The 13,610-nt window shown below is 48.4% G+C and carries 9 protein-coding genes; 3 read left to right on the top strand and 6 right to left on the bottom strand.

The window, feature by feature from the left end; all coding sequences use genetic code 11:
- Nucleotides 1-83: 83 nt before the first annotated feature.
- The 3 genes from C7R56_RS08300 to C7R56_RS08290 form a co-directional block, all read right to left on the bottom strand.
- Entirely contained in the window at nucleotides 84-956 is an 873-nt protein-coding gene (locus C7R56_RS08300) for a sugar ABC transporter permease (protein ID WP_107996073.1), read from the bottom strand.
- A 4-nt stretch (nucleotides 957-960) separates the two neighbouring features.
- The gene (locus C7R56_RS08295; protein ID WP_107996452.1) at nucleotides 961-2,310 is read right to left on the bottom strand and encodes a carbohydrate ABC transporter permease; all 1,350 of its coding nucleotides are present in this window, start codon (nucleotides 2,308-2,310) and stop codon (nucleotides 961-963) included.
- Between the two features lie 79 nt (nucleotides 2,311-2,389).
- Nucleotides 2,390-3,664 carry an extracellular solute-binding protein gene (locus tag C7R56_RS08290; protein ID WP_107996072.1) on the bottom strand — a complete coding sequence of 425 codons (1,275 nt, stop codon included), beginning with the start codon at nucleotides 3,662-3,664 and terminating at the stop codon, nucleotides 2,390-2,392.
- A gap of 297 nt (nucleotides 3,665-3,961) precedes the next feature.
- On the opposite strand from C7R56_RS08290, the gene C7R56_RS08285 reads away from it, so the two are divergent.
- The 3 genes from C7R56_RS08285 to C7R56_RS08275 all read left to right on the top strand — a co-directional run bounded on the left by C7R56_RS08285 (nucleotide 3,962) and on the right by C7R56_RS08275 (nucleotide 9,067).
- Nucleotides 3,962-5,725, top strand: a complete 1,764-nt coding sequence (locus C7R56_RS08285) for a glycoside hydrolase family 13 protein (protein WP_107996071.1) — start codon at nucleotides 3,962-3,964, stop codon at nucleotides 5,723-5,725.
- 73 nt (nucleotides 5,726-5,798) lie between these two features.
- A complete protein-coding gene (locus C7R56_RS08280; RefSeq protein WP_107996070.1) occupies nucleotides 5,799-7,424 on the top strand; it encodes a glycoside hydrolase family 13 protein in 1,626 nt (541 codons plus the stop codon).
- Nucleotides 7,421-9,067, top strand: coding sequence for a glycoside hydrolase family 13 protein (locus C7R56_RS08275; protein WP_107996069.1), 1,647 nt, complete (start codon nucleotides 7,421-7,423; stop codon nucleotides 9,065-9,067). Before C7R56_RS08280 ends, C7R56_RS08275 begins: the two co-directional genes overlap by 4 nt.
- A gap of 265 nt (nucleotides 9,068-9,332) precedes the next feature.
- Here C7R56_RS08275 and chvE read toward each other — a convergent pair whose 3' ends face one another.
- From chvE to xylA, 3 genes are all read right to left on the bottom strand, one after another.
- Nucleotides 9,333-10,421, bottom strand: coding sequence for a multiple monosaccharide ABC transporter substrate-binding protein (gene chvE / locus C7R56_RS08270; protein ID WP_107996068.1), 1,089 nt, complete (start codon nucleotides 10,419-10,421; stop codon nucleotides 9,333-9,335).
- Between the two features lie 204 nt (nucleotides 10,422-10,625).
- On the bottom strand, nucleotides 10,626-12,119 hold the full coding sequence (gene xylB / locus C7R56_RS08265; protein WP_107996067.1) for a xylulokinase: 1,494 nt from the start codon (nucleotides 12,117-12,119) through the stop codon (nucleotides 10,626-10,628).
- A gap of 52 nt (nucleotides 12,120-12,171) precedes the next feature.
- The gene (gene xylA / locus C7R56_RS08260) at nucleotides 12,172-13,479 is read right to left on the bottom strand and encodes a xylose isomerase (protein WP_107996066.1); all 1,308 of its coding nucleotides are present in this window, start codon (nucleotides 13,477-13,479) and stop codon (nucleotides 12,172-12,174) included.
- Between the last annotated feature and the right edge of the window lie 131 nt (nucleotides 13,480-13,610).

Here is a 13,610-nt window from a genome sequence, read left to right as displayed (position 1 = left end):
GCCTACCCCCACAAAAACAAAACCCAAAAAGCCCAAAAGGCGCTCCGGCAAGAGCGCCTTTTGGGCTTTTTCACTTTACAATACTATCCTTTGACTGATCCGGAAGTCACGCCTTCCACATAGAAGCGTTGCATGAAGATAAACAGGATCGTGATTGGGATGGCGATCAGCACACAACCTGCGGTGAACGCCATAAACAGCGAGTTCGCGGTCGTGCGGGTCATCATCGTGAACAGCCCGATCGCTATTGTGTAGTTCGGGATGTTGTCGCCCATGATGATTTTTGCGAAGATGAAGTCCATCCACGGTCCCATGAAAGCCAGCAAAGACGTGTACACGATAATTGGTTTGGACAACGGCAGCGTGATTTTCGTGAAAATCTGCCACTTGTTGGCGCCGTCGATCATGGCCGATTCGTCCAGCGCCATCGGGATCGTATCAAAGAATCCTTTGGCGATATAGAAGCCCAGCGCGGAGCCCGCAGAATAGACCAAAATCAAAGCAAGCAGGCTTTCCGTCAGGTTCAGGGCTTTCAGGATGTAGTACACGGCGATCATGCTCATGAATCCGGGGAACATGTTCAGGACAAGCGCCACTTTCAGGAACGGTTTCCGCATCTTGAAGCGCAAGCGCGACAGTGCGTACGCCATTGCGATCGTAATGAAAGTCGACAGGAGGCAGCTGATCACGGAAACAAACAGCGTATTCAGGAACCAACGCACAAACGGATAATTTCCGGTTGTGTTCTGCAGCAGAATTTTGTAGTTTTCCAAAGTAAATGATTTTGGAATGATGTACGGAACGAACGCCCCGCCCTCTGCCCGGAAGCTGGTTAAAACGATCCATACGATAGGGAACATCCAAATGACCGACAGGACAGCCAGGACGGCGTAGACTGCAGCCAGCGAATATCGCCGCTGCGCTTTGTATCCTGTTGTTTTCTTTTCTTTTGCCATTTTTTTAGCCCTCCTTGAATGAATTCGTTCTTGTGTAGGCCAGCAGACTGAAAGCTGCGGACAGGATGAAGATTAGGATACCGATGACGGACGCCAAGTTGTAGTCCATCGTGTTGACTGTCAAGTTGTACAGCCACGTAACCAGCAGATCCGTCGAACCAGCTCCGTAAAAGTCAGAATTTGAAGGGCCGCCGCCGGTCAACAGGAAAATAACGTTGAAGTTGTTGATGTTTCCGATGAATTGTTGGATCAACGCTGGCATCATGACGAACAAAATTTGCGGGAAAGTGATGTTCCTGAAAATCTGCAACTTGTTGGCGCCATCGATCCGTGCAGCCTCAATCTGGTCAGTCGGCAGGTTTTGGATGATCCCCGTCGAAACCAGCATCGTTGCCGGAATACCGATCCACATATTAACGACAATGACCGTAATTTTTGCCCAAATCGGATCCGTCAAAAACGGAATGGCCGAATCGATCAGCCCCAAATTCAGAAGCGTGGCGTTGATGGGTCCCGCGCCATTCAACAGATTGCGCATCACCAATAGCGAGATGAACTGCGGTACTGCCATCGTGACGACGAAAATCGTGCGCCAAACGCCTTTGAATTTCAGGCCTTTGGTGTTGATCAAAAGCGCGAGCAGGATGCCGAAGAAAAAGCAAGTGACCGTCGCCAGCGTAGCCCAGATCAGCGTCCAGCCCAAGACCGGGAAGAAGGTGTCTGCCATATTTCCGGAAATGACGTTACCGAAGTTCACCAAGCCGACCCAGGTAAAGAGGTTTTTCGGCGGCAAGTGCGTATGATCATAGTTAGTGAAGGCGATCGAGATCATGTAAAGCAACGGCAGGACCGTGAACAGCAGTACGCCCAACAACGGAATCGTCATTAGGGTAAGGTAGAACCGTTCGTTCAGCAGACTCGCCAAATCATCCATCGTGCTCGGAATCTTTTCATCCGCTACTTTTAGCCCATGGAGATGCCGTGCGCTTTTCAGATTGATGATGTACAAACCCACAAGGAGCACACAAATCACAATGGCAGCAATGCCGAATAATAGCAGTAACATCGAGTTGTCGCCCTCTTGCAGCACTTCAATCCCTATGCGTTCATCAAAAACGAGCCCTTGCCCCTGAGTACCCAACGTCGCCAACATGGACAGCGCGTGTAGTCCGTTGCGGATCAGCCAATAGAAGAAGGCGATCTGCGAAAACAGAAAAATCAAACCCTTTAAGTATTGTTTATTGGCAAGATTGGCAGCTCCCATGACAACAAAGGAAAGTTTTGTTGCGACGTCCCCTTCTTTGAACACTTCCCGAAAGGTCATCTGCTGGCTGTAACTTTTTTTCTTGAACATGGCTTCCCCACTCACTTTCGTCATTTAAATAGGAGGGACGAAAGATGCGTGATCTTTCGCCCTCCCTTTTTAATTTTTGTTATTCTTTTTCTTCCTCAGGTTCTGTTACTTTGGAAGTGTCGCTGACCAATTTGTCCAATTTTTCCATGTACTCGGATTCTGTGATGTTGCCTTTGTATGCATCATTGATGATGGCATCCATTGCTGGCCAGAACGAAACGATTTCCGGAACTTTAGGCATTACGACTGAATGAGTGGGTTGGGACATTTCCATGACCGCTTTTGCAACAACGTCTTCTTGCACTTCCGCTGTTTCCTGAACGACTTTGTTAGATGGGATGACGCCCATTTCCTGGAATTCAGTCAATTGGGAAGTTTCATTGGACAGGTAGTTAGCCAAAGCCATGGATGCTAAAGGAGCATCTGTCTGTTGGTTTACGGCAAACAATTTGACGCCCAAGAAAGCTTTCATTTGAACTTCGCCGCTGCCGAAATCGACTGTCGGATAAGCCGCAACGCCCATGTTCTCGCCCAATGCTTTGATTACGTCATTTTTGGACCAAGGGCCGGAAAGGAAAGCATCCGAAACGCCTGCTTCCAAGTTGGCCAAAGCTTCAGCTCCAGATTGGATCACGCCTGGATTGTTCTTTTGAGCTGCGACCCATGCAAGTACTTCAGCACCTTTTTCGTTATTGAAATTGGTTCCGCTTGGATCTTCACCGTTTTCACCGTACAAGTAAAGACCGTTACTCATGAACAGCGGTCCAAAGATATAGTTGGCTCCAGCTTCAGCAAAGTTTGTGCCGATTTTGCCTTTTTCAGACAACGTCGTCCAGCTCTTCACATCATCTTCAGTAAGTTTCGCTTTGTTATAGTAGAGAACTTGCGATTCAACGCCGTATGGGTAGCCGTAAAGCTCATCGTTCCACGTTACGCCTTCCACAGCCGATTCCACGTTGTTTGCTTTTACTTCATCCGCGTATTTTGTGTTCGGGTACAACAGACCGGCTTCAGCCATTTGACCGACCTGGTCATGCGGCATCATGAAGACATCGGCAGCCGCTTTTGGATCTTTCGATACATCTTTTTTTGCATCCGCTGAGCTTCCTGCTGCCACTTCAACGGTAACTTCAGGGAATTCTTTTTCGAAGTCTGCCACGATTCCTTTGAAGACTTCCACGTGATCCGTGTCCACCCACAATTTGACATCGCCTTCTACTACGACTTCCCCGGATGTGTTCTCAGCCGAGCCTGTGTCGCTTGTATCCGTTGTGCCGCCGCATGCGCCCAAGATTAAAGCAGATGCTCCCAAAATTAAACCGCTTCCAAAATATTTTTTCCAATTCGTCTTCACTTACTTGTCCCCCTTGAAATGAATTTCCTTTACACTCTAGATTATGCAACCGATTGCTTAAATAGTCAAGCGTTATTTCTCATAAAAAGAAAACGATTTATTTTTTTGATGAATCGGATTGATTGTGAAAAGCTTAATTACATATGTATATCAAGGGTTTCTAACAATATGCAAGCCAATGGATATGATTCTCCACTCCAAAAATAAAATGCAACCGATTGCTAAAAGTTCTTGCAACCGATTATCTGATGTGCCACAATGTGGGAAAACAAAGAGTGAAAAGGAGCCGATACTACTATGAACACTTCAGCGCTTTACCATCGTCCCGAAAGCGAGTTTGCCTATCTATATGACCAAGAAACGATGCACGTCCGCCTGCGGACTGCCCGCGGAGACGTTAGAGAGATGGGATTGCTTTACGGGGACCCTTATTTTTTGGACAAAGAGGAGTGGTTCCGCAAACCGCTTCAGATGATCAAAACACTTTCCACCGATCTTTACGACTACTGGTTTGTGCAAGTGAACGCACCTTTAAAGCGCTTATCCTATGCATTTTCTTTAAAGGGTCATGACGGAATTTCCGTCTTTTATGGCGATCACGGCGTCTATCCATTAGAAGAAGAGTATTTGCTGATGCCAAATAATTACTTCCGGATGCCATTCTTCCATGAAGTCGATCGCTACAAAACACCTGAATGGGTCAAAGAAACCATTTGGTATCAGATTTTCCCGGAGCGTTTTGCCAACGGGGATCCGAGCAACGATCCGGAAGGCACACTTGCTTGGGGTTCGGAAGATCCTAACAGGCAGAATTTCTTCGGCGGCGACCTGCAGGGGGTCATAGACAAGCTTGACTATTTGGAGGACCTGGGAATCAACGGTATATATTTCTGTCCGATTTTTGAAGCTTCTTCCAACCATAAGTACGACACGATTGATTACCTGAAAATCGATCCGGCTTTCGGCGATGCCGAAATCTTCAAAAAACTCGTGGATGAATGCCACAGGCGCGGTATGAAAGTCATGCTGGATGCCGTCTTTAACCATATCGGCGACTCTTCTCCGCAATGGCAAGACGTGCTTAAAAACGGCGAAGACTCGAAATATGTCGATTGGTTCCACATCAATGAGTTCCCGCCTTCGTACAAACGGGGCGAAAATTTCGAGGATGCTTATGATATCACCTACGATGTTTTTGCTGCTAATCCGCATATGCCGAAATTGAATACGGCCAATCCGGCAGTGCAGGATTATCTGTTGAACATCGCCCGTTATTGGATTGAGGCCTTCGATATCGACGCTTGGCGTTTGGATGTCGCGAACGAAGTCGATCACGCCTTTTGGAAAAAATTCCGGATTGTCTGCGATGAAGCCAAAAAAGATTTCTACATTCTCGGCGAAATTTGGCATTCCTCCCAAAATTGGCTGCAGGGCGACGAATTCCATGCGGTCATGAACTACGCCTTCACTGATGCAATCATGGGCTATTTCGTGAAGAATGAACTATCATTGAGTAAAATGGTGTCGGAAATGAACAACCAGCTGATGCTCTACCGCGATCAGACGAACCAGATGCAGTTCAACATCCTCGATTCCCATGATACGCCGCGCCTGTTGACCGAAGCCAACGAGGACAAAGACATCATGAAGCAAGCGATGGCATTTACTTATATCCAACCTGGAGTCCCATGCCTGTACTACGGAGATGAAATCGGTTTGACCGGCGGGATGGACCCGGATTGCCGCAAGTGCATGGTCTGGGAAGAGGAAAAACAGGACCGCAATCTGCACCAATTCGTGAAACAATTGAATGGACTTCGCAAAGAGCAGCAAAAAATCCTTTCGGAAGGCACCGTTTATTGGCGGCAAGTATCTGAAGAATCCGGCGTGATCATTTTGGAGCGCATGCTGGGCGGAGAGGTCATCCGCGGCGCCTTCAACACCGGTGAACACACAGCACGGGTGGAACTGATCGGGAACGCTTTGTTTGCGAATCTTGCGGACGTGTCGGACGGCTCGGTCGAATTGGAACGCAAAGGCTTTGTGTTGATGAAAGAATAGTCACTGCACGTTGCGGCGGGCAATTAGGCAATAGATTTTCTCAAATGAAATGAATAAGGAATGAGGTTGCAGCATGGAAAAACATTGGTGGCAAGAGGTTGTCGTTTATCAGATCTATCCGCGGAGCTTCAGGGACAGCAACGGCGACGGCATCGGCGATATCACCGGCATGACCGAAAAATTGGAGTATCTGGAAAAATTGGGGATCGGGGCGATTTGGCTTTCGCCTGTCTACCAGTCGCCGAACGACGACAACGGGTATGACATTTCCGATTACGAAGCCATTCTCGCTGAATTCGGCACAATGGCAGAAATGGAACACTTTATCGCGGAAGCCGACAAGCGGCACATCAAGGTGGTGATGGATCTGGTGGTCAACCATACTTCGGACGAACACGCTTGGTTCGTCGAAGCCAAAAAAGGCAAAGACAATCCTTACCGCGACTATTATGTTTGGGCAGACCCTGCCGCGGACGGCGGCGTGCCGAACGGGTTGGGCTCGGCCTTCTCCGGACCGGCCTGGGAATGGGATGCCGCAAGCGGACAGTACTACTTGCATCTTTTCAGCAAAAAACAGCCGGACCTGAACTGGCAGAACCAAAAGATGCGCCAGGAAATCTACGCGATGATGAACAGCTGGATTGCTAAAGGCATCGGCGGCTTCCGCATGGACGTCATCGACCTGATCGGAAAAATCCCCGAAAAGGGAATCACCGGCAACGGCCCGCAGCTGCATGAATTCCTGCAGGAAATGCATCATGCGACTTTCGGCGCCCATGACCTGCTGACCGTCGGCGAAACCTGGGGCGCCACTCCGGAAATCGCCAAATTATATTCCGCTCCCGAACGCAAGGAGCTCTCGATGGTTTTCCAATTCGAACACATCGGCCTGGACCAAAAACCGGACGGCGAGAAATGGGATCTACAGCCGATGCGGGTGGCCGAACTGAAGCGGATTCTGACGAAATGGCAAACGGAACTCGGACAGGACGGCTGGAACTCTTTGTTCTGGAATAATCACGATTTGCCACGGATGCTGTCGCGTTGGGGGAACGATCAGACTTACCGCTCGCAAAGCGCCAAAATGCTGGCGATCCTCTTGCACATGATGAAGGGCACCCCTTACATCTATCAAGGCGAAGAAATCGGCATGACCAACACGCCGATTACAACCATTTCAGAAGCAAGGGACATCGAAACGATCAATATGTACCACGAGCGCTTGGCGAAAGGCTATTCAGAGGCAGAGATCCTGGCTTCGATCAACGCCAAAGGCCGCGACAATGCCCGCCGCCCGATGCAGTGGGACGCTTCCTTGAACGGTGGCTTCACGACCGACACCCCTTGGATCGGCATGAATGAAAATTATCCGGTCATCAATGCAGAAGCGGCATTGGCGGATCCAAATTCGATTTTTTACACGTACCAAAAGCTGATACGTCTGCGCAAAGAGCAGCCGATCATGGTTTGGGGCGAATTCAAGTTGGTGGATACGGTCGATGAAGTCATCAGCTATTACCGGGAATACGAGGGCGAGCGTTGGCTGATTGTGGCCAATTTTTCAGATGACGCGCAGCTCTTCTCGGTCGAGGACGAAATAGCCGAAGTGATCATCCAGAATTATGAGTTGGAGCTTACAGATTTGAAGGACATGACATTGAAGCCTTGGCAAGCTTTTGTGGTGAAGGTGACCGCATGAACGGCTGGTGGAAAAATGCGGTAGGCTATCAAATCTACCCCCGGAGTTTCCGGGACGCCAACCACGATGGCATCGGTGACCTGCAGGGAATCATCGAAAAACTGCCCTATCTGCAGTCATTGGGCGTGGATTTCATTTGGTTGAATCCGGTCTACGCTTCGCCGAATGTCGATAACGGCTACGACATTTCCGATTACCAGGATATCCATCCCGATTTCGGGACAATGGCCGACTTCGAGGAACTGTTGGACACGGCCCATGCTGCAGGCATCAAAATCATCATGGATCTGGTCGTGAACCATACCAGCGATCAGCATCCTTGGTTTCTGGAAGCGAAAAAAGGCCGCGAAAACCCGTATCGCGATTATTATTTGTGGGCGGATGCGACGGAAAATAAAATGCCGAATGATTGGCAAAGTTTCTTCGGCGGATCGACCTGGACTTACGACGACCGCTCGGGTCAGGCCTATTTCCATGTCTTCGCTCCGGAACAGCCCGATCTGAATTGGAAAAACCCTAAAGTCCGGCAAGAAATTTACCAGATGATCCGCTGGTGGCTGGACTTGGGGATCGACGGCTTCCGTCTGGATGCGATCAGCCATATCCAGAAAGAACCTTGGGATTTCAAGATCACCGAAAATCCTTGGGCACCCTTCATGAACGTCTCGGGAATCGAAGTCTATATGCAAGAACTGAAGGAAATTTTTGATGCATACCCCATCATGACGGTCGGCGAAGCCAGCGGCGTTTCCAGCAAAAAAGCCGCGCATTGGACCAAAGAAGACGGCTATTTGAATATGATCTTTGAGTTGGAGCATAACGTGCGCGAAGGCCAGCCTGGTTCGGAACGGCTCAATCTGTTGGGGTTCAAAAAGGTGCTTTCCCGTTGGCAAAAAGACTTGGGATCGAACGGATGGAACGCCTTATACGTGGAGAATCATGATAATCCGAGGATCGCTTCGATTCTGGGGGATGAATCACCCAAATCCGCCAAAGCGATTGCCACGATGTATATGTTGCTGAAAGGGACGCCCTTCATCTATCAAGGCCAGGAAATCGGCATGACCAACTTTGCTTTTCAGTCGATGGAACAAGTCGACGCCCAAGATTCGCACAATCTTTACCGGATTCTCTTGGAGAGCGGCTCTTCTCCAGAAGAAGCGTTAAGGAACGTCACCCATTGGACGCGGGACCATTCGCGCACGCCGCTGCAATGGGAAGGCGGGATGTTCGGCGGATTTTCCGAGTTGCTGCCCTGGATGGCTGTGAACAGTAACGCTGAACATTTGAATATCGCCGAGCAGGAAAAAGATGAACAATCCGTTTTAAGTCATTACAAACAATTGATCCGATTGAGAAAGAATCAGTCCGTATTTTCCGATAGTACCTTCGAACTGATTCTGAAAAATCATCCGCAGGTTTTTGCTTATTTGCGCAAGTCGGACACCAAACAGGTTCTCGTTCTGACGAATCTTAGCCGGAATCCTTGCCAAATCGATCTGCCGACAAGAGTGTCCAACAAAAACTGGCACTTGCTGCTGACGAATTCGGAACAGCTGGCTATCGAAAAACGCGTACAGCTGCAGCCTTATGATGCTTGGGTGTTTGAGGAAGTTGCTGCGGCGCCCGCAGCTGCCCGCTGACTGGAGTTGAGCGACGGTATCTGTGCCCTCCTCCGGTTAGGCTCCGCTGGCCGGAGTTGAGCGGTATCTTGCGGATTCTCCTCCTGCGAGACTATCCTCGTCGGAACACAGACTTATAATGTGGGGCGTCCTCCGGCGTAGCCTCCGTTCACCGGAGGAGAACAATCTCATCTATTACTCCAAATAAAGTTTTACAAAACGCTAAAATGAATGCACGAAGAAGAGGCTGTCCCTAATGAGACAACCCCTTCTTCGTGCATTCTGCTTATTGCGCTAAATCTTCTTCTGTGTAATATTCGGTATCAATCAGTTCAGCTTTATAGTTTTCTTTATCGACCGAGATTGGGTTTGCCAAATAGGTCGGCACCACTTTAACGCTGTTGTCGTAGGTTTCGGTGTCATTGACAGGCACTTCTTCACCCTTGAAGATGGCTTCGATCATCTCGATTGTATTTTTAGCCAAGATACGCGTATCTTTGAATACTGTCTGCGTTTGTTCGCCGGCAATGATCGATTTCACACCTGCTTGATCTGCATCTTGTCCTGTGATGACCGGCATCGGTTTGTCTGCGGAGCCATAGCCTACCCCTTTCAATGAAGAGATAACCCCTAGACTGATCGTATCATTAGGAGACAAGACGGCATCCAATGTTTCATCTGAATAGTTTGCGCTCAACAGATTATCCATCCGTCCTTGGGCAGTCGACCCGTCCCAGCGCAGCGTAGCGATTTGACTAAATTTTGTTTGACCGGAACGAACAACCAGTTGACCGCTGTCAAGGTACTGTTGGAACACGGACATCACACCATCGTAATTGATCAAAGCATTATTGTCATCTGGAGATCCACTAAATAATTCAATATTATAAGGGCCTTCACCTTCACTCAAGTTCAATGCATCTTCGATATAGGAAGCCTGTAGAACCCCAACGCCGAAGTTGTCGAATGTTGCATAGTAATCTACATGCTCGGAATTCATCAACAGACGGTCGTAAGCGATGACTTCAATATCCTCGTTCGCAGCTTTTTCCAAAACGTTTGTCAAAGCAGAACCATCGATGGGGGCTATCACCAAAAGATCGACACCTTTCGTGATCATGTTCTCGATTTGCGCAATCTGATTTTCGACTTTGTCTTCTCCATATTGCAAGTCCGTTTTATAACCCAGCTTCTCCAATTCCGTCACCATGTTGTTACCGTCCGAAATCCATCGTTCCATCGATTTCGTTGGCATCGCAATCCCGACATAACCACTTTCTCCGGTAGAAGCGTTACCACTTCCGCAAGCTCCTAACACCAATGCAGATAACAAAGTTGCTGTTGCAAGGATACCTTTTTTCAAACTGAATCCCATTCCGAATTCCTCCACTGCTGATTATTTTTACATCTGTACCACACCAATAAAAATAACGCTTACATTAAATGAGTTGCCCGTTCCTCGGCATCATTTCGCGAATCGTGGCTGGATGGTTTCATACCCTCCAGCCACGATTCGTTCCCATGATTCAAACCCAAAAATCTTAATGATGCACGCTCAAATTTCTGCACAAATAGACTGTTATTCTTTCGCCAATGCATGACACAATTCTTTAGTCGCTCCGTAAACTTGCGTATACAGTGCATATATTTTTTGGTAGGCTGCAACGTTTTCCGGAATAGGCCGTAAGACATCTTTGTAGGCAACAAATACGTCCGCGCAAGCAGTCACTGTCGGGAACCACCCAAGTCCGACCGCAGCCAACATTGCAGCACCCAACCCAGGTCCCTGTTCGACTTCCAGATAGGCGATTTCGGCATCGAAAACATCTGCTTGGATCTGCAGCCAATCCGGATTTTTGGCGCCCCCGCCAACGGAAACAATCCGCTTAAAGGATTTGCCAGCTACTTTCTCCATCAATACTTGCGAATCCTTCAAGGAGAAGGTGATCCCTTCCAGAACTGCACGTCCAAAATGTTTGATCGTATGATTTGTATCCATCCCGATGAAACTGCCGCGGATTTTGCTGTCGACATGCGGCGTACGTTCCCCGACGATATACGGGGTGAACAGCAAGCCGTCTGCACCCGGTTTGATCGCATCCATGCCTTCCAGCAGTTCCTCGAACGTGCTGTCCGGCGCGAACGTATCCTTGAACCAGTTGAGGCTGTGGCCTGCCGCCAAGGTGACGCCCATCGAGTAGTAGCCATCCTCAATCGTGTGGTTGAACAGATGCAACTTGCCTTGGTAATCCTGCTCAGCCGAATCCTCGAATGCGAGGAACACACCGGATGTTCCGATGCTGGCCATGCCTGTCTCAGCGTTCACGATACCTGCGCCAATCGCAGCGCAGGCGTTATCTGCCCCACCCGCAAATATTTTTACTTCCTTTTCAAAGCCGAAGCGGTTCGCCAGTTCCGGCCGCAGGTTTCCGGTCATGCCCGAAGATTCGATCAATTCAGGCAGATAGGTTTCCGGGATGCGAAATTTTTCGAGAACAGCTTTAGACCATTCTTTCTTTTCAACATCCAGAAGTAGCGTGCCGGCTGCATCCGAGTAATCCATATGCATGGTGCCAGTCATCCAATATCCCAGATAATCCTTTGGAAGCAGCATGTGCCGCACCTTGTCCCAGATTTCCGGCTCGTTTTCCTGGATCCACAGAATTTTTGGTAAAGTGAATCCTTCCAACGCAATATTTTTTGTGATCGCAAGCAGTTCTTCTCCGAAAGCGTCGGTGATCGCCTTGCACTGTTCGGTGGTCCTGACGTCATTCCACAGAATCGCATTGCGGAGGACATTATTATCTTCATCCAGCACAACCAAACTGTGCATTTGGCCGGAGAAGCTGATTCCCTCCAATTGTGCAGTGAAGTCCGCAACTTCATCCTTCAGCCTGTCCAGTACATATTCGCAGGCCAGGATCCATTGCCCCGGATCCTGTTCGCTGTATCCGGATTTCGGATGGATCAGCGGATACTCTTTTTGGGCGGAAGCTACTGCCTTTCCTTGCTCATCCAGTAGCAACCCCTTCAATGAACTTGTTCCCAAATCTATTCCTAACACATACGCCATAATTTTTGCTCCTCTTCTGTTGCATCCATCAACCGAACGACTTCTGTATGGATTATACCAAGTAGTCGTTCAAGCGGGATTTGACGAATTCAAGATGGCTCGACTCTAATTTGATGTCTCCGTTTTGCAGGGAATACTCTGTCAATGATTCCAAAGTTTCTTTGTCCGACAAGATTCTTGCGCCAACGCCATCGTTGTAGCTGGCATAGCGTTTGTCTTTCAGGTCATCGAAGAAACGTTCCTCTTTCAACTTAGCAGCAGCTTTCAATCCTCGGGCAAAAGTGTCCATCCCGGCAATATGTGCCAACAACAGATCTTCCATCTCGAATGAAGAGCGGCGTACTTTGGAATCGAAGTTGATTCCGCCCGGTGCAATCCCGCCGTTCTCAAGGATTTCATACATAGCCAATGTCGTATCGTAGATGTTTGTCGGGAATTCGTCTGTATCCCAACCCAACAGCATGTCGCCTTGGTTGGCATCAATCGATCCTAAAGCGTCGTAGCAACGGGCCACATTCATCTCATGCTCAAATGTATGTCCAGCCAATGTCGCATGGTTCGCTTCCAGGTTCAGTTTGAAGTCGCCTTCCAAACCATATTTTTGGATAAAAGCCATTGTTGTTGCTGCATCGAAGTCATATTGGTGCTTGGATGGCTCCATCGGTTTCGGTTCGATCAGGAACTGTGGTTTGTGGCCGATCTTCTCGCCGTAAGCCACTGCCATTTTGAACAAACGGGCAATGTTATCTTGCTCGAATTTCATGTCCGTATTCAACAAGGATTCATAACCTTCACGGCCGCCCCAGAAGACGTAGTTTGCGCCGTCCAATTTCTTGCTGATGTCCAAGCCTTTTTTCACTTGTGCCGCTGCATAGGCAAAAACTTCAGCGCTATTGGAGGAAGCTGCCCCGTTCACATAACGTGGGTGGGAGAACATGTTTGCTGTATTCCACAAGAGTTTGATGCCGGTTTGATCCATCTTCGCTTTGATCAGGTCTGTGATTTCATCGATATTTTTGAAAAATTCTTCAAGGGAATTTCCTTCTGGGGCGATATCGACATCGTGGAAGCAGAAGAATTCAACATCCAATTTTTCCAAAATTTCAAAGAAAGCTTCCACACGGTTTTTTGCGGTTTCCATCGGAGTGGACCCTTCCCATGTGCGGATATTCGTAGGGCTTCCGAAAGGATCAGAACCGTCCTGCGTCATTGTGTGCCAGTAAGCGACACCAAAACGTAAATGCTCTTTCATCGTTTTGCCCATCACGACTTCTGACGGATTGTAATGACGGAATGCCATCGGGTTCTCTGTGGTAACGCCTTCATATTTAATTTTATCTACTGTTGAAAAATAACTCATTTCTTTTCCTCCTCAAAAATGTTATCTTGTCTTTGGGTTAGTTCGCTCAACTAACTCATGAACATAATATAAACGATTATTTTTTTGTTGTCAAGCGCTTTCAGAAGATATATGATAGATAACGAAGGAAG

This window comes from Trichococcus paludicola (genome assembly GCF_003052295.1).
GTDB lineage: Bacteria > Bacillota > Bacilli > Lactobacillales > Aerococcaceae > Trichococcus > Trichococcus paludicola.
This window is presented reverse-complemented; position numbering and strand designations above follow the sequence as displayed.